The sequence below is a fragment of the Pseudomonas sp. Fl5BN2 genome, from assembly GCF_009908205.1.
GTDB lineage: Bacteria > Pseudomonadota > Gammaproteobacteria > Pseudomonadales > Pseudomonadaceae > Aquipseudomonas.
In genome coordinates, this window is record NZ_JAAARL010000036.1 from 1 (window position 1) to 23,806 (window position 23,806).

At 61.7% G+C, this 23,806-nt stretch carries 19 protein-coding genes and 1 riboswitch; of the genes, 2 read left to right on the plus strand and 17 right to left on the minus strand.

The window, feature by feature from the left end; all coding sequences use genetic code 11:
• Positions 1–197: 197 nt before the first annotated feature.
• Positions 198–995 carry a hypothetical protein gene (locus GV819_RS31030; protein ID WP_161759841.1) on the minus strand — a complete coding sequence of 266 codons (798 nt, stop codon included), beginning with the start codon at positions 993–995 and terminating at the stop codon, positions 198–200.
• Between the two features lie 11 nt (positions 996–1,006).
• On the minus strand, positions 1,007–1,861 hold the full coding sequence (locus GV819_RS33505) for an RHS repeat domain-containing protein (protein ID WP_161759880.1): 855 nt from the start codon (positions 1,859–1,861) through the stop codon (positions 1,007–1,009).
• Between GV819_RS33505 and GV819_RS33405 the strand changes: the two genes are divergently transcribed.
• Positions 1,742–2,104 (plus strand): hypothetical protein, encoded by a 363-nt coding sequence (locus tag GV819_RS33405; protein ID WP_161759842.1) that lies wholly within the window; start codon positions 1,742–1,744, stop codon positions 2,102–2,104. The genes GV819_RS33505 and GV819_RS33405 overlap by 120 nt on opposite strands.
• Here the strand turns inward: GV819_RS33405 and GV819_RS31045 are convergent.
• From GV819_RS31045 to GV819_RS31060, 4 genes are read right to left on the minus strand one after another with little or no spacing between them, the layout of a single operon-like run.
• Positions 2,064–2,402, minus strand: a complete 339-nt coding sequence (locus tag GV819_RS31045) for a hypothetical protein (RefSeq protein ID WP_161759843.1) — start codon at positions 2,400–2,402, stop codon at positions 2,064–2,066. The genes GV819_RS33405 and GV819_RS31045 overlap by 41 nt on opposite strands.
• The gene (locus GV819_RS31050) at positions 2,402–7,339 is read right to left on the minus strand and encodes an RHS repeat-associated core domain-containing protein (protein WP_161759844.1); all 4,938 of its coding nucleotides are present in this window, start codon (positions 7,337–7,339) and stop codon (positions 2,402–2,404) included. Before GV819_RS31050 ends, GV819_RS31045 begins: the two co-directional genes overlap by 1 nt.
• A 2-nt stretch (positions 7,340–7,341) precedes the next feature.
• The gene (locus GV819_RS31055; protein WP_161759845.1) at positions 7,342–8,451 is read right to left on the minus strand and encodes a DUF2169 family type VI secretion system accessory protein; all 1,110 of its coding nucleotides are present in this window, start codon (positions 8,449–8,451) and stop codon (positions 7,342–7,344) included.
• Positions 8,451–10,649, minus strand: a complete 2,199-nt coding sequence (locus tag GV819_RS31060) for a type VI secretion system tip protein VgrG (RefSeq protein WP_161759846.1) — start codon at positions 10,647–10,649, stop codon at positions 8,451–8,453. Before GV819_RS31060 ends, GV819_RS31055 begins: the two co-directional genes overlap by 1 nt.
• Positions 10,650–10,852: 203 nt before the next feature.
• On the opposite strand from GV819_RS31060, the gene GV819_RS33410 reads away from it, so the two are divergent.
• Positions 10,853–10,981, plus strand: a complete 129-nt coding sequence (locus GV819_RS33410) for a hypothetical protein (RefSeq protein WP_256667680.1) — start codon at positions 10,853–10,855, stop codon at positions 10,979–10,981.
• 226 nt (positions 10,982–11,207) lie between these two features.
• Here the strand turns inward: GV819_RS33410 and GV819_RS31065 are convergent, their stop codons facing one another.
• From GV819_RS31065 to GV819_RS31115, 11 genes are all read right to left on the minus strand, one after another.
• Positions 11,208–12,125: an ABC transporter substrate-binding protein gene (locus tag GV819_RS31065; protein WP_161759847.1), complete on the minus strand. Its 918-nt coding sequence runs from the start codon at positions 12,123–12,125 to the stop codon at positions 11,208–11,210.
• Entirely contained in the window at positions 12,118–12,870 is a 753-nt protein-coding gene (locus GV819_RS31070) for a (2Fe-2S) ferredoxin domain-containing protein (RefSeq protein WP_161759848.1), read from the minus strand. The genes GV819_RS31065 and GV819_RS31070 overlap by 8 nt, the downstream gene beginning before the upstream one ends.
• A gap of 11 nt (positions 12,871–12,881) precedes the next feature.
• Positions 12,882–14,930 (minus strand): TonB-dependent receptor plug domain-containing protein, encoded by a 2,049-nt coding sequence (locus tag GV819_RS31075; protein WP_161759849.1) that lies wholly within the window; start codon positions 14,928–14,930, stop codon positions 12,882–12,884.
• Between the two features lie 29 nt (positions 14,931–14,959).
• Positions 14,960–15,160, minus strand: a riboswitch (cobalamin riboswitch).
• A 77-nt stretch (positions 15,161–15,237) separates the two neighbouring features.
• Positions 15,238–16,356, minus strand: coding sequence for an arginine N-succinyltransferase (locus GV819_RS31080; protein ID WP_161759850.1), 1,119 nt, complete (start codon positions 16,354–16,356; stop codon positions 15,238–15,240).
• Positions 16,357–16,417: 61 nt separating this feature from the next.
• On the minus strand, positions 16,418–17,434 hold the full coding sequence (locus tag GV819_RS31085; protein ID WP_161759851.1) for an arginine N-succinyltransferase: 1,017 nt from the start codon (positions 17,432–17,434) through the stop codon (positions 16,418–16,420).
• A gap of 171 nt (positions 17,435–17,605) precedes the next feature.
• Positions 17,606–18,955 carry an APC family permease gene (locus GV819_RS31090; protein WP_161759852.1) on the minus strand — a complete coding sequence of 450 codons (1,350 nt, stop codon included), beginning with the start codon at positions 18,953–18,955 and terminating at the stop codon, positions 17,606–17,608.
• Between the two features lie 183 nt (positions 18,956–19,138).
• Positions 19,139–19,891 (minus strand): N-formylglutamate amidohydrolase, encoded by a 753-nt coding sequence (locus GV819_RS31095; RefSeq protein WP_161759853.1) that lies wholly within the window; start codon positions 19,889–19,891, stop codon positions 19,139–19,141.
• Positions 19,875–21,230 carry a glutamine synthetase gene (locus GV819_RS31100; RefSeq protein WP_368668960.1) on the minus strand — a complete coding sequence of 452 codons (1,356 nt, stop codon included), beginning with the start codon at positions 21,228–21,230 and terminating at the stop codon, positions 19,875–19,877. Before GV819_RS31100 ends, GV819_RS31095 begins: the two co-directional genes overlap by 17 nt.
• Positions 21,227–21,871: an isochorismatase family cysteine hydrolase gene (locus GV819_RS31105; RefSeq protein WP_161759854.1), complete on the minus strand. Its 645-nt coding sequence runs from the start codon at positions 21,869–21,871 to the stop codon at positions 21,227–21,229. The genes GV819_RS31100 and GV819_RS31105 overlap by 4 nt, the downstream gene beginning before the upstream one ends.
• Before the next feature lie 2 nt (positions 21,872–21,873).
• Positions 21,874–22,728, minus strand: a complete 855-nt coding sequence (locus tag GV819_RS31110) for a MurR/RpiR family transcriptional regulator (RefSeq protein ID WP_161759855.1) — start codon at positions 22,726–22,728, stop codon at positions 21,874–21,876.
• Positions 22,729–22,965: 237 nt separating this feature from the next.
• Entirely contained in the window at positions 22,966–23,793 is an 828-nt protein-coding gene (locus GV819_RS31115) for a transporter substrate-binding domain-containing protein (RefSeq protein WP_161759856.1), read from the minus strand.
• Positions 23,794–23,806 lie beyond the last annotated feature (13 nt).

Sequence of the window (23,806 nt, forward strand, 5' to 3'; positions counted from 1 at the left end):
TGTCGTAGCGGTAATGGCGTTCGACAAAGGAGCCCGCTGCTCCGCCGGCCTGTTGTTCGGTCAGCAAGCTGAGTCGGTTGTATTGCTGTTGTAGATTGAAGCCGGCGGCGCTACTGCGCTGGATGTCCCGCCCCAGGGCGTCGCGGCTGATCTGCTTATTTTTTCAAGAGTATTTTTATGGCCAGTATTTTAGATGCTTATGGTAGTTTTCTAAGAGACTTCTTTGGTGGTTTAGGATCCCAGGCTATCAATATTCCTGCTTCTCCAAGTACTCTATTCACATACTCAAGATTTTCTTCGTCAACCTCCCAGAGCCACATCTCATTATTTAGCTTTTCAAGAGATCCATGTTTTTCATTGCTCAATATCCATTCTTTCAAATTAATGTCATTGATGCTTATGCTGATGTGGTGGGTGTTTATTATATTTGCTGGGTAAACCATTCTTAGTGTGCTGCTTTTATAGCGCTCCTGCCCTTTGAATCTACCTGGGCACTCTTTTTTGAATAAGGAGGGTCTCTCACATTGGTATATGGCTACTAAATTATCACCTGTAGAATAATAGAATGTGTTGATGGGGTTTTCGCAATAATATTTTATTCCGTATGAAAATTTAATATTTCTAGTTAGGTTTTTAAAGAAATCTAATATATGTATCTTGTTAGATGGTAAGTTTTCGAATTGAATATCAATATAGTTGAAGCCGCCAAACTCCTTTGTCATATACCCAAGTGATGCATGCCATGGGACTGCTCCTTTTTTTTCGGAGTATATTCTGAATGCTGTAATTTCATTTTTTTTTATTTTTTCCTTTAGTTCGGGAAAAGATATTTCTATGATCTCATGATCGCCTAAATGATCGCCGCGCTCCAAAAAACTATAATAGCCAGCTCCAGTAATCGATATGTGGAGATCACTGAAAAGCGTTTCACCTAGTTCGCATACGGTTTTCGGGCTTGTATTTTCCGTATCGTATATGGCTATTCCGCAGTACATATATAGTCTCCCTATATGCCAAAAATTAAAGCATCTAATTTGTTTTTGATATCTGATCCGCCGTATGGGTTCTCAAGAATAATAACTTCTCCTTGTTTGCTTGCTGGTAAGTTGCTCATGGCACTTTCATTGCGTGTTGTGAGTTCCGGAAGCTTTCTGCCCATGTCGGTTTTAGATGCAAGCTCGATAGCGTGAACTTTCCCGTTTTTATCAATTGCCATGACGTCTGGCCGACGTCCTGATATATCCTTCCCATTTGCAAAATTATATGATCTATTTAAGTAAATCTCTTTGAATTTTCCACTCATCGCTAACTTGTTGGCAATGGCCTCTGAGAATTGGTCATGGCCTGGTGTTCCATCTTTTTGGCCTTTACCAAAAATTTTGGTGCCATTGACTTTACGTACAGGACACTCCGCTAGCCCCAGCGGATCAATCCAACTCAACGGATTATCCACATACCCCTGCGGCCGAGTCCCGCCACCCAACCCCAGCGGATCCGGACTCAAATACTGCGCCGTCTCCGGATCGTAGTACCGATGCCGATTGTAGTGCAGCCCACTCTCTTCGTCGTAGTACTGACCTGGGAATCGAAGCGGGCACGTCGTTTTGTTGATCGGTATGACGTTAGCGCTTGAAAACTCATCATTCGCCGCCTGCCACAACCGTGCCTGGCCCCACACCTGCGGGCTGTTGCTCCACCCCAGTTGCCCGCTTTCATCCAGCAGTTCCCGAGGTGTGCCCAGGTGGTCGGTGACGACGTACCAGAGTTTGTCGCCTTGCTGTTGGGCCAGTGGGGTGATGCCGCCCGGGGCGTAGCTCCAGCGGGTGGCGTGTTCGAAGGCGACGCTGCCGTCGGCGTAGATCGGTGCGGCTTCGAGCAGTTGTTCGCCGCTCCACAGGTACTCTTCGCCGACAATATGTTTTTCGCTGTGGCCGTAGCTCGTATCGTGCTTGTTGCTGCGGCTGAAAATTGCTACTCCGCTTTAATCACGAGCAGCGCAATGACCAAAGCTAGTGATTATATTGCCCTAGGTTTAGCCTTTTCCTGCCAGTTGTTCAGATTTTTCAGAATGATGGGTACCTATCTAAAAAACCATTACTTGTAGGATACTTCAAGAAAAAGGAGATATGCTCCTTGTCTTTTAATGAGATATTAAAAATTCTATTCCCTGAAGATTTCAGCATAAGGTCATACCAGTATATTTTCTCTTCTACCTCATCCAAAAGAGATAGAGCCATTGCATCCACAAGCTCATTGTACTCGCCTATAAGCTCGCATAGATTATCAGGAAAGCCAAACTCCAAAACTCTTCCTATATAATAATGCTCTGCCCCCTCTTCTTTTTCATATTCGATAAGCGCGTATACTTCTTTGGTTCTGTAGGAAAATATATAATCTTGCATTAGCTTTTGCACCTCTTAAATGTATTGAGCAGTTCTCCTTTGTTGGCATTAAAACCATTGACGCCGTCAGGATGAATTAATCTCGCATGATGCTGTCCCAGCGCACCTTTAGAAGGATCATGTATGACATCATAGCCAATAGCTCTTAATTCACCGGCACTTACTTCACCTACGCTGATCGCTGGCCTATTAGGAAATGCTTTATTCCATATGCTGGTAGCATCGTCAGCACTATCTGCCCTGATCACCGATACCCCAGGAGGATTCAATTTTCCTTTGTTAATCGCATCCATTTCTCGTGAATTAAAATCAAAACTATAAGGGCCGTCGATACTAACCCTGTAAATTTTAGTGTCGGCAGGAAGAGGAACTCCTTTTTCTAATCCATTTAACCCCACAGGGTCAATCCAACTATTCGGGTTATGAACATACCCCTGCGGCCGAGCCCCACCACCCAACCCCAGCGGATCCGGACTCAAATACTGTGCCGTCTCCGGATCGTAGTACCGATGCCGATTGTAGTGCAGGCCGCTTTCTTCGTCGTAGTACTGACCTGGGAATCGAAGCGGGCACGTCGTTTTGTTGATCGGTATGACATTAGCGCTTGAAAACTCATCATTCGCCGCCTGCCACAACCGTGCCTGGCCCCACACTTGCGGGCTGTTGCTCCACCCCAGTTGCCCGCTTTCGTCCAGTAGTTCCCGAGGTGTGCCCAGGTGGTCGGTGACGACGTACCAGAGTTTGTCGCCTTGCTGTTGCGCCAAGGGAGTAATGCCGCCCGGGGCGTAGCTCCAGCGGGTGGCGTGTTCGAAGGCGACGCTGCCGTCGGCGTAGATCGGTGCGGCTTCGAGCAGTTGTTCGCCGCTCCATAAATACTCTTCGCCCACGCTGTGTAGGGCGTCGTTGGCGTAGCTGAGGTTACTTTGGGTCAGGTTGAACTTGCGCAGGCGGCGGCCAAAGGCGTCGTATTCGTAACGCCAGTGTTCGTTGCTGGGGGTGTAGAGGTCGGTGAGGCGGTTGTCGCTGTTCCAGCGGTATTGCCAGCGCTGAGGGCGAAAGCCGTGGCGGTGGAGGATTTTTTCGGCCAGGCGGCCGCAGGCGTCATAGCGGTAGCGATTGGCTCCGGACTTGATCACGCGGCCGCCTTTTTGCTCAGCCCTGACGCCCATGCCTTTGCCGCTGTCGATTTGTCCTTCGCTGAGCAGGTTGAGGGCGTTGTCGTAACACCACTGTTGTGGCTGGCCCTGGCCCAGGTGGGCGGCGATCAGTTGCTGGTTGGCGTTGTAGCGGTATTGGCTCTGGCCCCAGCGGTTGTCGTCGATCTGGATCGGGTTGAAGGCTTTGTCGTAGCGGTAATGGCGTTCGACAAAGGAGCCCGCTGCTCCGCCGGCCTGTTGTTCGGTCAGCAAGCTGAGTCGGTTGTATTGCTGTTGTAGATTGAAGCCGGCGGCGCTACTGCGCTGGATGTCTCGGCCCAGGGCGTCGCGGCTGATCTGCAACGGTGCATGGCCGGCGATCAGCAGTTGTGCCAGGCCGCCATTGCGGTCGTGCTGCCATTGCACTTGAGGCAAGGCGGCGAAGGCTTCCTGGGCGTTGGCCTGTTCGTCGATGGCGCCGGCCTGTTGGCCGATGGGCAGGCCGCTGACGGGGTCGTACTGGTGTTCGATCAGGCGGCCATTGATGCGTTCGCTGAGCAGGCGGCCCACGGCGTCGCGTTGATACTCGATATGGGCGCCCGGGCTGCTGACGCTGGTCAGGTGCCCGACTTGGTTGTAGCTGAACTCGGTCTGTTCGCTCAGTTCGCCATTGGCGCGGTGGTGAGAGATGTTCAGCAAACGCGCACTGGCGGTGTCGTAGTGGTAGGTGATGCGGGCGCCGTCGGCACAGTGTTTTTCCGTGAGCCAGCCGACGGCGTTGTAGCTGTAGCGAGTCAGGGTGCCGGCGAAGTCGCGCTCGGCGACCAGGCGTCCGGCCTTGTCGTAGGCGTATTGATAAAGGTCACCGACGCCATTGGTCAGGTGGGTCAAGCGGGTGAGTTTGTCGTAGCCCAGGGTCAGGCTTTGCCCACCGGGGTAGGTGAGCTTTTCCAGCAGGTCGAAGGCGCCGTAGCCGTAGCCGGTGCGATGGCCTTCGCCGTCGACGAAGCTGGCCAGTCGGTGTTCGCTGTCGTAAGCCCAGTGTTGCTGGGTGCCATCGGCCAAGGTCACGCCGCTAAGGGAACCACGGGGGTGGGCGTGCTGGTTTTGATAGGCGTAACGGGTGATCTGGCCCAAAGCATCTTGCTGCTGGAGAGGGCGGCCCAGGGTGTCCAGTTGTACGCGGCTGATTTGGCCGTCCGGTTGCTGGATTTCACTCAGGCGCTGTTTGCCGTCGTAGCGGTAGAGGGTCTGTGTGCCCTCCGGCCAGGTCTGGCCCAGCAGCTCGCCGTGGACTCCGCGTTGGTAAGTGGTGGTTCGTCCATCGGGGTCTTTGACGCTGCTGAGGTTGCCCTGGGTGTCGTACTCCATCTGCCAGGAGGCACCGTCGGCGGCGAGGTATCGCGCCAGCAGGCCCTGGGCGTTGTAGTCGAAGGTGTGCCGAGTGCCGTCCGGGTTGATCTGGGTCAGCAGCTCGCCGAAGTCGCTGTAGCGGTAAGTGGTGGTGCGGTTCAGCGGGTCGGTGGTGGCGACCTTGTTGGTGTATTCGTCCCACTCGGTGAGCCATTCATGGCCCAGTGCGTCGACCTCGCGCACCACCAGGAAGTCGGCGTTGTAGTAGAAACGACTGCTGCCGCCTTCGGCGTCATGGTAGTCGGTGCAGCGGTTGGCATCGTGGTACTCGAAGCGGTCGGCGTAATGACCGCTGTCGGCATGGGTGCGAATGACCCGCCCTTTGGCGTCGTAGGCAATGTGGAAATGGGTCTTGTCGGTGTCGTGCCACTGGGTCATGTGGCCGGCGTTGTTGTAGGCGTGATATAGGGTGCCGAATTGATGGCTGGCGCAGTCGGTCAGCATGCCCTGTTGCTCATAACGGCAACTCAACAACCGCCGAGGGCGTTGTTCAGCGTCGTGCAGGGTGATGCCTGTCAGCAGGCCTGTGCTGCCGAGCTCAATGTGCAACTGATAGCCATCGCTATGCTCGATGCGCTGCAGCCGCTGCTGTGGACCGTAGATAAAGCGGATGCGGTTGCCGTTGCCGTCTTCGATCGTAGACAAGGGACGAGTGTCGTTCGGGCTGTGAGCAAAGCTCAGGGTCTGCTGGGTAGCGCGGTCATACAGGCACAAGGTCCCCGAACGTTGGCCGCTGAGCAGGTAGCGCCCGTTACGCCGGTTGTGGGCCTGGACATCTTCGTCCGGGGCGTCGTAGTCCAGGGTGCTGCCGTCGACGCTGTGGTAGGTAATGCGCTGACGATCGAGTACCAGGTGCTGGGACCAGTCGTCGGCCCATTTATGCCCCAGCAGCCCACGAAAAGTGGCCCGTGAGCGGTACAGGCGTGAGAGTTTCAGCGGGATGCTGCCTGGGATCTCCAGCACCGGCCAGGTCTGCAGGTAGTCACCGGTGGCGACATCCACCGGTTCGCCTTCCAGGCTGCATTTGCTGGTTTCGCAGTTCTTGCCGCTGTCGGAGGTTCTTCCGGTTTTTACGTCTTCAGCGGTTCCATGGGGCGCTCCCTTGGGTTTGGCGTGAACGCCATCGCCGACTTCGGTCGCTACACGGCCGACTTTTTTGGCGCTACCGGTGTTCTTGAGAGCTTTCAACGCCTTGGCCGCTTTAGCGGCAGATGCGGCCTTGCCTGCCTTGAACAGCGCCCACGGCAAGGTAGCAATCTCCACCCCAGCCCGCGTTACGGCTTCAATATGGTTGCCCTTGGACCAGGCCTCCGTCACGGGTTTGACCAGGGCTGAACCCACGGCTTTGGCACCGCTCCAGGCCCCTTCACCCACGGTGCCCGGGGTGATATTTCCAAGGCGCATGTTTTCCGCGAGTATCTGCGCGTCCAGCGCACGACCTTTCATGCCATCCGGGGTGTAGCCCTGGAGGTTCCTGGCTTGATATTTGACCCCGGTATAGGCCAGTTCACCCAACCCCATGACCGCGTCTTTGGCAAACCCGGCCAGGCCACGAGTCATCTGCGCATCGACGTCTGCCATACCGGGAACATGGCCTAATGCGCCCAGTACCACCCCTTGCTTGATCCTGGCGATGCCCTCATCGGCGCTTTTATTCCAGCCATCAAAATCGATGTATTGATCCAGGCCATCGATGTCGAGCTGTTGCTGTTTCAGGGCTTCGCGCTCGGCCTCCAACGCTTGCAGGCGGGCACTGGTCCGCTCCCCGGGAGGCGCCAGGTCACTCGACTCGCTGGCCACCGGAGCGGCCGGCTGGGCTGCCGTCAGGATCTTGCCCAGGGTGCCGCCCACGCCGGCAGCGTTGCAGTTGATCAGGCAGGCGCTGTCATGCCGGGCCAGCGGCAGGCCATTGACCTTGACGTTGTTGTGGCCCTCCAGCAGTTTGACGTTGCCGGCACCCAGCGAGGTGCCGGCGACCACATGAGCACCGGCATTGGCCTGGACCTGGTTGAAGAGGTCGCCCAGCCGATAGACCTTGGTGCCACGGGCCTTGACGTCGCTGGAAGCCAGCAGCGGTTTGTCCAGCATCGCGAACGAGTCGAAGGCCACCACCACCGGTCCGACCCAGCAGAAGTCCGGCACACTGCACACGGCTTTCCACTCGCTGCTGTCATGGGCCACATGACGCTTGCTACCCCCTTTGGCGGTTGCGGCCGCGTCCCTATCGACTGGCGCCGACTCGGCTGCCACCGCCTGGGTAGCTGCTGCCTTTTGTGCATCCAGTTCAGCTTTGAGCTGTTGCAACTCACTGAGCCGGCGTTCATCCATCAGGCGTTTTTCCGCTGCCGCATCATCGGCACTGTCGGAGATCGTCAACCTGTCCGTCATGTTCAAGCCTTCCCTGGCAACGCGGCGGTGCCGACCAGCGCCATCGTTATCTGGCTGATACCTGCCGTTACGGGCAGGCGCCACAGCAACACGGCCTGGCGCTGGTCCAGGTCCAGACGCAGGGTATCGAGTACCGGTACGCTGACGTGGAACTCACCGCCTGCGCTTTCGCACACCACGATGGGACCAACACCGGGCAATTGCAGGGTGCAATCGCCCTCGCGCAGGCAACCTTTGAGCCGCACGCTCTCGTCGCCGGCCAGGTAGGGCGCGGCCACCTGGTCGGCAGGGGCGCTCTGGTAAAAACGCGGGTCGAAATCTTCTGGCAACAAGGGGTAGCGTTCGGCGAGCCACTGCCCATCCAGCGTGCCTTGCAAGCCCACTCGCGGTTGCCACCAACGGGCCAGCGCTGTCAGGCCCACGGGCTGCAAGCGCTGTGACGGAACGCTGTAGGGGTGTGATGGGTCTTCAATCTGCGGGGCGGGCAGGCTGTGCAACTGCGCGATCTGCGCTTCAATGCGCTGGCGCACCGCAGCCTCCAAGGTGCTCAGTTCAGCTGCGCTCGGCAGCCAGCCACAACCGGCAGAGTTACTCGGGTAACTGACGTTGGGGACCGGTGTCTGGTCGGGTGATGGATCGGGGTCGTAGAAACAGCCGCCAAACGCCAGGCGGTAATCCAGCGCGACCTTTTCCACCTTGTCGGGGGCGCCGAGCGTCCACCCCATAAGCCCCTTGTTCACGGTGCGTGGACCACAGACCTGCAAGGCCTTGCGCACCGGTCCGACGTGCACCTCGACCGGCCAGCGCGTTAGCCACTGCCCCTCAAAACTGTGCACGCTGCCTTGCAGCAACACATCGGTGCCGGGCTTGCCCAGCACCAGATCGCCTTCTTCGGCGATAACAGCCTGCAAGGGGTGGGTGGTTATCGGGCCATCAACGCGATCACCCAGGACAATCTCGCTCTGCTTTGCACTCAACGGCATGGCCCGGTCCAGAGCGAAATCAAAGGTGCCGCGAATCACCAGGATGTCCATCGGCACACCCGCCGGGGTGGTTTTTTCATACAGCAGGTGCGGCAGGCCCGTGTGGTTCTCGATGTGGATGACGCCCATCACCAGCTACCGTCGATCAGCAGCGGCATGGCATCGGTCACATCCAGACCTTTGAGTTGAGTGGTTTCGGCGTCCACCGGCAGGTTCGGCGCCGGCTGTGCGGTGCCACTGTTGAGGTGCACGTCTGCAGGTGCATCGGCGTTGACCGTGTTGCCCGCTACCAGGTGAATGTCCGGCCCGTCGAGGTAGATCCCGGCATCGGTGATCACGATTTTCGAGCGTCCGACCTGCAGGGTGATGCTTTCACCGTCCAGCTTGATGCTCGATCCTGGCCCACTGGCATCTGGCGCTGGCTCCTCTCCCTCAGGCGCAGCCTCGCTTTGCACGCTGCCATCAGCGACCTTGAGGCTGTAGGACGTGCCGATCACCGTGCTCTGGCTGCGGCCTACCTGGGTGCTCTGGTTGATCCCCACCAAGGTGTTCATGTGCAGGCCGACGTTCTGGCTGTAGACCGTGCCGATGTTCATCATCTTCGCCAGCCCGACGTTTTGCAGGGAGGCCAGGTTGATGGTCTCGGTCTTGAAGCTGTCGACATTGATCGACCAGTTACGCTTGATGTGATCGCGTTCGTGACGGTCGATGGTCTTGGTGCGATCACGTCCGACCCAGTGGGTTTCGTCGTGTTCGACTTCGATGTTCTGGTCTCTTTGTGCGTGGACGTAGATCTCTTCGGCGCCCTTTCTGTCCTCGATGCGCAGCTCGTTGGAGCCATTGCCGCCCAGGCTGCTACGGGTCTTGAACACGCTGCGGGTTTTATTCGCCGGCAACGGATAAGGCACCGGGGTGTGCTGGTTCGGTACGCAGCCGGTCACCACCGGATGCTCTGGGTCACCGCCGATAAAGCTCACCAGCACTTCCATGCCGATGCGCGGGATCACCACATGGCCAAAGCCTTCACCGGCCCAACTGGTGGCCACGCGCACCCAGCAACTGGAGAATTCGTTGCGCTCACCCTCGCGGTCCCAATGAAATTGAATCTTTATCCTTGAGTGCTCGTCACACCATATTTCCTCGCCGGCCGGACCGGTCACCAGCGCGGTCTGGCTGCTCAGTCGGGGCTTGGGTGCCGGCTCTTCAGGCCGAAAGAAGGTCTCGCTGGGGATGGCGGTAAAGTGGTTGCGGTAGCCCTGGGTAAATCCAGCGTCGCTCCGCGGGGCGCTAGTCACCGACTCTTCCAACACCTGTGGTTGACGACCCTCATGCTCAACGCTCGCCAACAGCCACATCTGGTTGTATTCGCTGCGCGGGTGCTCGGTCAGGCTCACCAGGTGACCACTGCGAAAGCTCGGCAGATCAGCCTGGCCTTTGGCCAACTGGTAGTCGGCACGGTGCCCTTCAAGGGCGATCTGGCTCAGTTGCTTGCCCACCACGCCTGTGGTGTAGCGCCCCGGGTAGCGGTAGTCCTCAAGCACCGGCAAGGCCTCGATGCCTGCTTCACTGCGCAAGGTGCTGGGCACGGGGTCGAGCTTGGCGCCGCTGGAGGCGCTTCTCGGGTCGGGCTTTTTCAGGTCGTAGTCGCGTCGAGCCACCTGGCTGGTGCGGGTGCTGAAGCGCACCGCGAAATGCCTGACCACCGGGTCTTCGGCCGCCAGGCCGGTGCCTTGCTGATAGCGCGCGGGGTCGAGAATGGGAAAGTCGGTCTGGTTATCCGACAGCACCAGAGTGTGATTGTCGAGGCGGTGTTCATGGTGCCAATGAATGCCGTCTTCAAAGCACAGGCGTTGCACAAACTCGAAATCCGTTTCCCCGTACTGCACGCAATACTCACGCGGCAGCGAAGGTTTGGGGGCAATGTTGAAGCGGTATTGATCGGCAAGAATGCCGTGTTCCTTGAGCACCTTGGCGATGATCTGCGGCACCGTCAGGTTCTGGTAGACCCGCTGGTTGTGCCGGTGCTGCAACTGGTACAGGTGCGGTCGCAGGATCAGGTGATAGCGGGTCATGCGCTTGCCGCTGTCGCCCACTTCGATATCGTCGATCAGCCCATGGATGCCTTCGCCGCGCAGGCCGAACTGCAAGTAGGCGGGCTGGTTGAGCAGGCTTTCCAGATCGATATTGGGGTTGTCCGAAACCAGTTCGACATGGATCGCATACAACTGACTGATGGCTTCGTCGCCCTTGAAGGCCAGCACCTTGAAGTCGTTGGGAACGGCGGGAATGGACAGCACAAACTGCGCAGTGTCGGCCGGCGCGAACATAGGCTCATCCTTAAGCTTGAGAGAGGCAGACCCGCGCCGTACCTGGCCCGGGTGAAAGTTGCTGCACAAACTAGCAACACGGCAAAGCAGTTGAGTTGGGACGTATCCCAAAAGAACACCAGAATGCTCTGAACCCTTAGGGGCCTGGTTCAACCAAACGCCAGGGTGTTTAAGCTTCGGCACCGCTCAACTGTCCAGATGCCATGACCGAAGCGCCCCTTAAAACCGTCGAAGGTATGCCGCACCTGGCCCGGGCACGGGACGGCTGGTGCCTGTTCGACACCGACTACAACCTCTCTACACGACTGTCCTGGCGCTGCGCCGGGGCGTGAGTGGTTGGCTGGTCCTTGGCGGATCATTCGGGGGGGCTGGTGCCCTGTATGTGCTCGCCGACAGCGTCGCGGCACTCTAGAAGCGGTGTAGCGGGTCGCTGCAGCGCGGGATGGGCAATGCCTAGCGGCACAAAATCGGTGTCGCCGCCGTACAGCCGCTGGCATCCAGGCCCAGCGCAAGGCACGAATCAAGCATCCGCGCCCGAGCCTGCGGCCACGGCAGCGCTCAATCGGCGCCCGGGTGCAGGCGCCGCGCCAGTTCCAGCGCAGTACGGCCACTGGCGATACCCGGCACCAGTTGCGTGAAGGGGATGTCGATCAGGCGTTTCTGCTGCACCGCCCGCAGCCGCGAGAGCACCGGGTCGCTGTGCAACAACTGGCGCTTGCGCGATGCCGGCGACCACAGGGCGTCAGCCAGGAGCAGCACATCCGGGTCATTGACCAGCAGGGTCTCGCTGTCCACAACCAAGCGCGGGCGGTCGATGGCAGCAAAGCTGTTACGTGCCCCGGCGGCGTGCAGCAGCACGCCGACAAAACCGCGCTGGCCCTGGCTGGCCAGGCCGTTGACTTCACTGTCCAGGTAGAACACCGCTGGCGTTTCGCGCCCGCGGTACAAGGCCGCTGCGGCATCGAGGTCAGCGTCCATCCCGGCGATCAGCTGCCGCGCTTGCTGTTCCTTGTGCAACAGCCGGCCGAGGGTCAACAGGTCGCGGCGGATCTGCCCGAAGTAATCCTCGTCGTGCCCGGCGCAGGCCGACTCCAGCAGGTAGCTGCCGATGCCGATGGCCCCCAGGCGCTCCCGGGAACTGAAGTTGTCGGGAAACGCCGAAGCGAAGCCGCCCACCACCAGGTCGGGTTTCAGGCTGTAGAGCACTTCCGCCGAAGGGTACTGCCGGGAGATCACCGGCACGCCGTGGTAGTGCCCCTGCGCCTGGGCCAGGCCATCGTCATCCAGATAGGCGACGCCGATCATCGACGGCCCGGCGCCCAGGGCCAGCAGCAGGTCGGCACTGTGCTGGTTGAGGGCGACAATGCGTTGCGCGGGGTGTTCCAGGCGCCAGGTCTTGCCGCAGTTCTCATAGCTGTCCGCCAGGGCCGGCAATGCCGCCAGCCAGAGCAGGGCGCCGAGGATCAGCCTAAGCATCTGCCGACCCTCCCGCAGGCCCGGAAATCAGCAGGTCGCGTACCGGCTCGCCCTCCACCAGGTGCCCCTGTACCAGTTGCAGCACCTGGCTGTCGTTGCTGACCCGGTACCAGCAGCCATCCGGGTGCACGGTCAGTACCGGCCCCAGGTTGCAGGGGAACTGGCAGGCGGTGCGGGTCAGCAGCACGCCACCGGGTTTTTCCATGCGCTCCAGGCGCAGCAGTTCGCGGCGCAGGGTCTTCCACAGGGGCAGGGCGCCGCGCCGTACGCAGCGTGGCCCGGTGCAGAGAAACACCTGGCGGGCGTGGGGCGGCACCCGCGACCAGTCGGGGTCACTGGCCACGGCATTGACGTTGTCGCAGGGCAGGTGCCGCTCGCGCTGAGCGATGCTGGCGCAGGCCAGGGCCGCGTCCAGGCCACGACGGCCCAGGGCCTGAGCAGTGATCCAGAGCTTCGGCGCCTGGGGGTGAGCCCGGGCCAAGTGCCCCAGTTCATCGCGTAGCCAGTCCAGGTAGGCGCTGTCGGAGCTGGGCTCCAGGTCCACCACCAGCAGCGCCGCGCCGTCCATGGGCAAGGGTTCGCCCAGGGCGGCCCAGAGGCTGTCGAAACCGTCCAGGGTGTCGATCACCCGGGTGCTCGCGTCATCGCCGCGCTGGGCCTTGAGCTCCTTGCCAAAGGCTTCGCCGAGGGCGCCGCCGTGCAGGCCGGGGCCGACGAACAGCACCCGTTGATAATCCTCGCGCATGTCAGTCGGCCTCAGAAGCGGTAGGTGTAGCGCACTTCGCTGGTGAAGGGCCGTCCGAGGTTGTCCACCCGAGGGGCATTGCTGGCGATACTGGTGCTGTAGTCGCGGTCGAACAGGTTCTCTACCAACAGGCTCAGGCGATGTTGCTGGGCTGCGTCGAGGTAGCGATAGGCATCGGCGTCCACCACCGAGTAGTGGCCGTAGTCGACCTTCTTCGAACTGTCGATCTGGCCGATGTAGCGGATCGCCCCGCCAACGCCCCACATCCGATCCACCGACTCGTAGCCCAGCCGTGAGCGGGCGAAGAAGCCGGGGATATTGCTCAGGGTCACGCCATTGCGTGCTTCCACCAGGTTGCGCGTCATGTCCGCCGAGAGGTTCCACTGCGGGCTGAACTGCCAGCGGCCATCGACTTCGACACCGCGGACCCTGATCCGCCCCTCGCCATTGACCCAGTTGATGTCATCCAGGGCGATCAGGTCGTCGATCTTGCGCTGGAAGGCGGTGATGCTGGCGTTGAAGTCACCGGCCAGCAGGCGGCCCTTGTAGTCCAGGCCCAGCTCGGCATTCACGCTCTTTTCCGGCTTGAGGTTGCGGTTGCCTTTCTCGTCCTCTTCGTTGGCGAACAGCTGCTCGGCGTTGGGCAACTTGAAGGCGCTGCCGTACTGGCCACGCAGTTGCCAGTTGGCATTGAGGTCATACAGCGAGGTGAGCATGCCGACCGTGGCGCTTTCACCGCCGCTGATCTGCTCGTGGCGCACGCCGATGCTCGGGTGCCAGTCGGGCAGGGCCTCGATCACCGGGCGCAGTTGGGCGTAGAGGGCATTGGCCTGGGCCTGGTTGTCGTCGATCTTCAGTACATCGTCCTGGCCCTTGAACCACTGGTTGTCGCTGCCGAACACCAGCACGTGGCCGCCGTCCAGCTCGGCCTTGCCTTCGGCCTGCAGGCCCCAGTCGGTGAAGCCCCAGTAGTCGTTGTGATTGATGACCTTGGTGCCGCCGGCTGGGGTGCTGTTGATCCGCGTATAGCGGGTGTCCCAGTCGTTGACGTGGCCCTTGACGAAGTAGCTGAAGCGTTCGCCCAGGCGTTGCTCGAAGGTCGCCGTGGCGATCTGCTGGATGCGGTCGTTGGTGGTCTTCTTGTTGTCCAGCGGCCGGGCGAAATCCAGGTTGGCGTCGCTGTATTGGTAGAACAGTTCCAGCCGCGAGTCGTCGGCAAACCCCTGGATCGCCTTGGCGCCGAAGGTGCTCACTTCATAGGCGCGTTTCTTGTCGCGGGTGCTGGGGCTGTAGGCGCTGTTGCGAAACGGCTGGTAGCCGTCGGAAACGTTGTGGCTGACGTAGGCCAGCAGCCCGAGGTCGCCGAAACCGTTGCTGACGATCCGTTCCACCCGGGCATCGCCGCTCTTGCCCATGAAGCTGTCCAGGCCCAGGTTGACCTCGCCCGAGGCTTCGCGGGTCTGCGGGCTGCGGGTGACGATGTTGATCACCCCGGACACGGCCTGGGTGCCGAACAGCAGGCTCTGGCCGCCCTTGAGCACCTCGATGCGTTCAATCGCGTTGGCTGGCAGGGTGTCCAGGTACAGGCCGCCGTACAGGCGGTTGTTCAGGCGCACGCCGTCCAGCAGGATCAGCGTGTCGTCGTTGCGCCCGCCGAGCAGGGAATAGGTGCCGTAGTCGAAGGGGCCGTTTTTCGGTGCGACGTAAAGGCCGGGTACGTACATCTGCAGGACCCGGGTGATGTCGCTGCTGGGGCCGGCGCGCTCGATCTGCTGGCGGTCGATGATCTCGACCTTGCTGCCGAATTTCGCCATTTCGGCGACCGTGGTGGACTCCACCGAAGGGGCGGAAATCCATTGTTGGTCGAGCTTCAGGGACCCGTCATCGGCCAGCAGCAGGGGGCTGAACAGGCAGCCGAGCAGGGCACCGCTCAAGGAGCGGCGAGGCGCACGCCAGTCGCATGCAAGGAAAGGTTGGGGTGTTGTTGTCATTGTTGGTCTTCTCGAAAGTGTCTTCGGGAAGCACGCAGGAGAAGGTAGCGGGCACGCGCACGCGGCCATACCGGCCCATGCCCGCCCACCGCAGGATTGCCAAACACAAGCTTCAGGCCGGTCTCCGGGCTCACGAGGCTCGCGGCATTCGCCTTCCCATACCTGAGTACAGTGGCTGTTGAATGCAGCACTCGTTTACCGTTGCGGGGGCAGCACCGGACTAGCCCTGGAAGGGCGCACCGGTTTCCCGTTTCACCTCATGCACGGCGGCATGAGGCACCTGAAACTGAGCGGCATATGAACATTCGTCCTGGCGTTCGTCAACGGTGCGGGCGCTTTCAGGCGTTACCGGGATGCAGGGCTGCTGGCGACCGGGTCAGGGCTTGGCGCTCAGAAGCATTTCTGGCAGGGCGGTGCGGGTGGCGCGCCAGTCGCTGGCGCTGGAGGGCAGGTGGATCTGTGACTGCGCCAGGGCGCGCGAGGGGCAGGCCAGCAGCGGTACTGCGCGCACCGAGTCGCCCGGTTGCAATTGCAGGCGCTTGGCGGCCAGCCGGTCCACCAGCAGGCTGCCGGCCACCACGCGCCCGGGGGCGGCGGTGATACGGCAGTTTTCCAGGCGCCGGTTGTGTATCAGCCACACCGGAGCCTGCTCATCCGGGGTGCCCACCATCAGTGGCAGGGTCTGGCTTTCGCGCACGCTGCGGATCTTCGCCACCTCGGCCTCGATCAGCGGGCCACCGTCGAAAATATCGATGCAGCCCTGATGATTGAAACCTTCGTCACGGAGGATATTCACCGCCTGCTCGGTGCTCGCGTGAGCCTGGCCGATGGCCGCCTGGGCCTCGGCGGTCAGCAGGCAGGTGTACAGCGGCTGGCGCGGCATCAGCTCGCCGATGAAGGCTTTGCCGCCGTGGCTGGAGAGGCGGTTGGCCTGGTGGAAATCCATCTTGAAAAAATGCCGGCCCAGGCTGTCCCAGAAGGGTGAGTGACCCTGGCTGTCGAGCTGGCCGCGCAGCTCGGCCACCAGTTTGTCGCCGAACCGTGCTGGGTGTTCGGCGACGAACAGCAGGCGTGCGGTGGACAGCAGGCGGCCGGTATAGCCCTGGCGATGGTCACGGCGCAGGAACAGCGAACAGAGCAGGGATTGCCCGGTCATCTCGTTGCACAGGAACAGGGTCGGTACCTGCCGGTCGGCGCCCAGCCCCGGGGCACTGCCACAGGTCAGGCCCAGTCGGTAGTTGTAGCAGGGCTCGCGCAGGCCGATGGCGCCGCTCAGGCCGCAGACCCCGATCACCTGCTGGTCGTCGTCCTCCAGCACGAACAGGTAGTCGGCATCGGCTCGTTCTACCTGGCCGGCAAAGGTTCGTTGCGCCCAGCGGACCCGGTGCGCCAGGCGCTCGGGGTCGGTCGAGAGGTTGTTCAGGTCACGACAGCTGCCTTCCAGCAGGGCCAGCACCGCCGGCAGATCGGTGACGCGGATCGGACGGACGATCATTGGTGGCCTCCATGCCATGGTTGCGGACCATCAAGGCACGCAGGGGAATGCGGCCGCCGGTTCATAACGCGACACCCCGCAGCAGGTCGCCCGGTTGCAGTTGCAGGGCGTTGAGCATCGCCGAGTCCAGGCCGGCGACGTCGCCGGGGGCTTCGTCGAGGGCGGCAACGATGGCGCGAAATCCCTGCAGTCGCTCATTGCTCAGCAGCCAGAGTTGGCCCTGGCCGCTCTGCGGGCTCAGGTAGCAGGTGGCGACCCGGCTCTGGATGATCGAGCGTAGCTGGTTATTGCGCGCCTGCAGGGTCGGCCCGGCATCGAACAGGTCGACATACTGGGTTGCCGCAAATCCCTCGTCGACAAGGATCTCGCAGGCTTCCCGGGCATCGGGGTGGATCTGGCCGATGCAGTCCTGGGCAGACGACGGCAGCATCGGGATGTACAGCGGGTACTGGGGCATCAGTTGCGCCAGAAAACTGCGGCCCTGCAAGGCGCATAGGCGTTCGGCCTCGATGTAGGGCAGGTCGAAGAAGTGCTGGCCCACGGCTTCCCAGAACGGCGATTCACCGGCGTCATTGCTGTAGCCGACGATCTCGCTGATGCAGCTGTCGGCAAAACGCTGGGGGTGCGCGGCGATGAACAGCAGCCGGGCGCGGGAGGTCAGTTGCGCCTGCGGTGTGCCCGACAGCGCGGCGTCGATGTGGAAACTGCGTAACAGGGTCTGCTCGCTGAGGTCATGACACAGCGACAGGGTCGGGACCCCGTGCTGGATGTTCAGCTCCCGCGAGCTGCTGATGAATGGGCGGTTGCGCAGGCTGTAGAACGGCATGGCAAAACCCGCCGTGGCGAGGATGTCCGAGCAGCCGTGCAACTGGCCGCTGTCCGGGTCCTCGAGCACGAAAAAGTAGTTTTCCGGGCCCTGGCTGGCCTCGGCCTTGGCGAAGGAAGCCTCGGAGTCGAGGATCTTCTCGCGCAGGCAGGTTTCGTCATCCACCAGCGAGGTCACGCCCAGCAGGCGTTCGCGGGCCAGACGCCGCAGTTGGGGTAGATCGGATAACGCCACGGGACGCAAGGCCAGCATGGGTGTACTCCTGTATCAAGGGCCGCTTTCCCCTTGGGGACGAAGCGGCCAGACATCACTGTCGGTTACCACGCAGTGCCACGGCCACGGCATCCTGTGGCCAGCCCCCGGCTGCGTTTGACGGCAGCTCTCGGGAGTGCACGGCGCCCTCGGGGCGCCACGCCAGAGCAACTATTGCTTGAGCGGGTCGGCCAGGGCGGCACCGCTGCCCAGCTTGTTCAGCAGGAACAGGTAGACCAGGCCGGCGGCGATCCAGATGGCGCCGAGTTTCTGCGCATCGACCCCCATGTTGTACATGATGGCGCAGACAATCACGAAACCGATCAGCGGGCAGATCATGTGACGGATCACCTGGCCGGACTTCTGCCGGCGCCAGTAGAAATTGATCACCGTGATGTGCAGCAGCATGAAGCCGCTCAGGGCGCCGAAGTTCACCAGCGAGGTCAGGGTGTCCACCGAGTTGATGAACAGGTAGCAGATCAGCAGCGACAGCACTGCCACCAGGTAGATGCTGATGTGCGGGGTGTTGTGTTTCGGGTGGACCTTGGCCAGCACCTTGGGCAGCTTGCCGTCGCGGGCCATGCCGAACAGCAGGCGCGACACTGCGGCCTGCGAGGTGATCGCCACCGCCACGCCCCAGGCCAGTGCCGTGGCCACCCCGGTAAGGGTCGCCAGCCAGCTGCCGGCCGCCAGTTCGGCGATCTCGTAGAACGCGGTGTCGGCGGACTTGAAGCCCATGCCGGCGGCCAGGTCAGTGGCGATCCAGGTCTGCACCACGAAGATCGCGCCCATCACCAGCAGGGTGATCAAGGCGGCGCGCCCGACGCTGCGGCCCGGGTCGCCCTTGACCTCTTCGGCCAGGGTCGAGATGGCGTCGAAGCCGAGGAACGACAGCACGGCGATCGAGACGCCCTGCATCAGCATGCCGAAGTGGAAGTTCTCCGGGCTGTACAACGGCGCCAGGGTCAACTGGCCGTTGCCGGTGCCGCCGTGCAGGGCGTTCCAGGCGTAGAACAGGAAGATCCCCAGGACCACCAGTTGCGCCAGCAGGAACAGGATGTTCATGCGTGCGGTGAAGGTGATACCCCGCAGGTTGACCAGGGTCGCGCTGACCAGGAAGGCCAGGATGAAGCCGACCTTGGGCACTTCTGGGTACAGGTGATTCAACGCCATGGCGGCGTAGACGTAGAGCAGCGGCGGGATCAGCAGGTAGTCCAGGAGCATCAGCCAGCCGGCGAGGAAACCGACATGGGGGTTGAGGCCACGCTGGGCATAGGAGTAGACCGAGCCGGCGATGGGAAAGGCGCGGGCCATGGCGCCGTAGCTCAGGGCGGTGAAGAGCATCGCCACCATGCCGATGATGTAGGCCAGGGGCACCATGCCCGGGGCCTCCTGGTTGACGTAGCCGTAGACCCCGAACGGGGCGATGGGAATCATGAAAATCATCCCGTAGACCACCAGGTCGCGCAGGCTCAGCCCGCGCTTGAGTTCCTGTTTGTAGCCGAATTCTTCAATCTCCATGAAGCAGTTCTCCTTGTAGCCAATGTCAGTGGGCGAAACCTGCGGCGAGGGTCGTCAGTGACACCTCGAACGCGGGCCTGTGTTCGAACCTGGCAGGGTTAAAGACACACCACAGCGGTTTTTCTAATTGTTGTACCGGTCCTGCAAACAGCGTTTGTCGCGGCCGATCTTCCGGCAAATGCGTTACAGCAGTGGTGCCAGGCAATCGCTCCAGCGCTGCACGGCCTCAGGGCTGCGCAGCAGATCGTTGCGCACCTCGATCAGTACCGAGTCCAGCCCCCGGGCATCACCGTGCACCGGCACGGTCATGTCGCTCAACGGGTCGATCTCGTAGGGCTGGTTGCCCGCCACTTTCAGCGGCAGCACCTGCAAGCCTTGCAGCACCCGTTGTGCATAGTCCCGGGCGGCGCCGAACAGCACGCCGATTTCCAGCGGGCGCGGCTGGCCGTAGTAGACCGGGGTGAAACTGTGAATCCCCACCACCCGCACTTCACGGCCCGCCGCCAGGCGCTGGTCGATGATCTGTTGCAGACGCTGGTGAAACGGTTGGAACAACTGCTGGCGGCGGTACTCGCGGGTCGCCTCATCGAGGTGCTGGTTGCCCGGCACCTGATAGATCTCGCTCTGCAGCGGGATGCTGTCGGGGGCATGCCGCGGCCGGTTCAGGTCGATCAGCAAACGCGAATAATTGGCCGCGATCAGGGTCGCGCCCAGGGCCCGGGACAGGCTTTGGGCCAGTTCCAGGGCGCCCGGGTCCCAGGCAATGTGCTCGCGGGCCGCCACCGGGTCCAGGCCCAAGTCGTGCAGGGCTGGTGGAATATAAGGGCTGGCGTGTTCGCACACCAGAATCAGCGGATGCTCGGAGTCTTCCCGGATCAGGCGATAGGCCGGCTCGGTGTAGAGCCCCAGCTCAGCGGATTTAATACAGATGTCCATAGTGCTCACACAGTTGGGCAGCGGTCAGGTGCTCGGTCAGGGACACTTCCTTTTGTTTGACGGCGAAATAAGTGTTCAGCAGCTCCTGCGGCAGGTGCTGCAGCAACTCGTGGTTGCCCCGCAGGCATTCCAGGGCCTGGGGCAGGGTGCCCGGCAGCGGCACGATGCCGCTGGCCAGGCGCTGTTCGACGCTGAGCTCATCGGGGACCTTGTCGGTCACCGCATTGAGGGCCAGCTGTTGCTCGATGCCCAGGCGCCCGGCGATCAGCACCACGGCCATCGCCAAGTGCGGCGAAGCGGTGGCGTCCAGGGCGCGAAATTCCAGGTTGTATTGCGGCGCCACGGGTTTGCCGCCGATGGCCACGGTCGGGCAGATGCGCAGCGAGGCTTCGCGGTTGCGCAGGCCCAGGCAGGCATAGGAGGCGCTCCAGTGATGGGGCTGCAGGCGCTCGTAGGAAACCGGGGTGGGCGCGGTGAACGCGCAGAGTGCCGGCAGGTGCTTGAGCACCCCGGCGGCCCAGTGCTGGCCGAGGCTCGACAAATCGTCGCCGCTTACCGCCTGGGGATCGTAGAGCAGCGGTTCACCGTCCAGGTCCTGCAGGCTCAGGTGCAGGTGCACACCGTTGCACACCGCGTTCTCGGCGGTCTTGGGCGCAAAACTGACCTTATGTCCCAACTGCCGGGCGATCTCCCGGGTGATCTCGCGCACGTTCACCGCGCGGTCGGCGGCGGCCAGGCCCTGGGTCGGGCGGCAAGTGATTTCGTACTGCTGCTTGCCGTATTCAGGGAGGAACATTTCCGGTTCGGCGCCGGCGGCCCGCAGCGCCGCCAGCAGCCAGCCACCGAAGGCCGCGCCTTGGCGCTGGGCTTCCAGGGAGAAGGCCAGGTGCTCGGTTTGCTGGCTGCCGGTGTCGAGGTTGAATTCGTGCTCGAAGGCCGCAGTGATCTGAATGCCCAGCTCGCGGTAGCGCTCGACCTCGGCGCGCAGCAGAGTGCGCGGGCAGGCGGCCCAGGGCTGGCCATCGGTCTCACAGATGTCGGCGTGAATGAAATCCAGGGGCGGCGCCGTAGCGTCCGGCCCGGCACCGACACTGACCCGGCTATCCAGATCGGGGATCAATCGCAGGTCGCCATAGGCGCCCCAGGGATTGTCCTCGGCGATCAAGTCCTGCGGGGTCAGGGCGCTGTTGGCCGGCACCCAGCCGCAGCCGCCGACCCGGTAGCGCTCCAGCTCATCGCTGGGAAACGAGCGCCCGCGAGTCACGCCGATCAGGTCGGTGGTGACGATGCTGGTCATTGTCACCGGCGTCAGGGCCTCGATGCCCTGGCCGCGGTTCACCCGCGGATCTCCCGCAGGCGGCCGAGCACCGTGGCGGTATCGGTGATCCAGCAGTAACCCTTGATCGCGTTGAGGCAGGCCTGGTGCCGGGTATCGCCGTAGGTGGCGCAGGCATCTTCCACCAGGGTCACCAGGTAGCCACGGTCGGCGGCGTCACGCACCGCCATGTCCACGCACTGATCGGTGACGATCCCGGCGATGATCAGGTGACGGGTTTCCAGGTTGCGCAGCACGTAGTCGATGTTGGTGGAGTTGAATACTCCGGACGAGGTCTTGGGCAGCACGATCTCGTTTTCCACCGGTGCCAGTTCATCGATGATCGCCGCCTGGGGGCTGCCCTTGGGCAAGTGCATGTCCGACAGCTTGTGGTCCAGGGAGCGGTCGCGGCCGTCGGCGGTGAGGCTCTCGATAATCGTGTGCAGCACGTTCTGCCGTGCTTCGCGCACCGCTGCCAGGAGCTTCTGCTGGTTGGGAATCACCTGCTCCCGGGCGCGCTTGAGGAAAGCTTCGCCCTCGGGGCCTTGCAGGTGCGGGTCGAACTGCGGCTCAAGCCAGGCTCGTTGCATGTCCACCAGCAGCAGGGCGGTGTGATCGACAACGAACGGCACGTCGCGAGGCGAGCGATGGGGCAGGCTGAACATCCTTATTTCTCCTCCAGCACATGAGTAGCGAATTCCGCCCGCAGGGCATCGATGCCCTCCAGGCGTTGATCAAGATGGGGGCTGCGCGGGGTCAGGCAGGCAATCAGTGCCTCGACCTGGGCCAGCGCCGGCACCAGGGTGTCGAACGGCGACATCGATTCCACCGGGGCACTGATGATCAGGTCGGCCAGTTCCCGCAGCGGCGAGGCATAGATGTCGGTGAACAGCACCACCCGAGCGTTGCGCGCCTTGGCCGCGCTGGCCACCCGCAGGGCCTGGGACTGATAGCGGCGGTAGTCGAACAGCAGCACCACGTCCTGGCGTTGCAGATCGAACAGCCGGTCCGGCAGTTGGGCGTTGTCTTCGAGGGCGTAGCAGCCTGGGCGCATCAACTGCAGGTGGTTGAGCAGGTAATGGGCGAGGAAGCTGCTGAAGCGCCCGCCGAAACAGTGCACGCAATGCCGGCTGTCGAGCAGCCAGTCGATGAGTATGCGGATGTCTTCGGGTTGGGTCAGGGCGTGGGTGTCTTGCAGGGCGCGCTGGCTGTCCGCGAGGTAGCTGCCCCAGGTATCGCCCTGGGCCACTTGTGTGCGGGGGCGCAGCAGGGTGCTGGGGGATCGCAGGCGGTCATCCATGTCGCTGAGCAGGGCTTCCTGGAATTCGCCGTAGCCGTTGAAACCGAGCTTTTTCACTAGCCGCACGATGGTCGGGTCGCTGACCCCGGCGCGTTCGGCCAGGCGTGACATGGGCCCCAGTCCGTTGCGTGGGTAGTGGTCGAGCAGGGCGCGTACGACCTTGCGCTCTGAGGGCGTGAGGTCGAGGGCGGGGGCGGTGATCAGGTCTCTGAGAGAGGGCATCGAGGCGCCTTGGAAGCCGGATGTAGTTTTTGTTTCACAAGATGGCAAAAAGATATTTATGTAATAGACACTACAAGTCTAGTGAAATCTTCAGTGGTGGCAAAGTGCTTTGATTGTTTGGGGGGCTTGGGAGGGGTATTCGGTGCTGCGGTCGCGGCGGCTATTGGTTTCGCTCTGTGTACATATCCGTTGCCGCCGTGACCGCAGCACCGGATATGTACTCCACCCCAAGAAAACTCAAGGCACCAACCGTGCCTCCCCAACATCTGCCGCCTCAGCACTCAACCCAAACTTCTGCAAAATCCCCGCAATCTCTCCCGACTCATGCATTCCACGAATATTGGCACTCAATGCCTCCCCCAGCGCCTGGTTCTGCTTGCCATGCGGAAACGCCACCTGCCCAGGTTGCAGGGTCGCCTGCACCCGCGGATCGGGCTCGGCGACTTTCACCACCTGCCCTGGATAGGCCCCCTTGCCCTGGGAGGCCACCGCGACGGCATAGCTGTCGGCAGCGGCTTCGATACGCCCGGCCATCAAATCCTGAGCCATGGCCACCGGATTTGGATACAGCACCAACTGGCTGCCCAGCAGCTTCTGCAGATCGGCCTGCCACAGATAGCCCTGCACCGTGCCCACGCGCTTGCCCTCAAGCTGCGCCGGAGTGCTCAAGCCTTGGGCCGAGATGATCCCCATCATGTCCAGGTACAGCGGCGCCGACAGCCCCAGCACCTTGTTCCGCGCTTCGGTCCGGTACCAGTCACCAATCGCCACGTCGGCGCGGCGGGCGATCACCGACTGGATCACCGCCGCCGGGTCCACCACCGTGGCCTTGATCTGCAGGCATTCGCGGGCGGCGATCAGTTTGATGATCTCGCCATCGACCCCGCTGAGCTGGTTGTCCGGCCCGGGAATGGAGTAGGGCGGGAACACCCAGGCGGCCACGGTGAGTACCCCGGGGGTCAGGGTCTCGAAGCGGTGGGCGGGTTCGCAGGTGGCTGCCGAGGCGCCGCTGCCAATGAGCAGCAGGATGCAGAGAGCCAAGGACTGTTTGCGCGTGCGGGTCATGGTTTCACCTTGC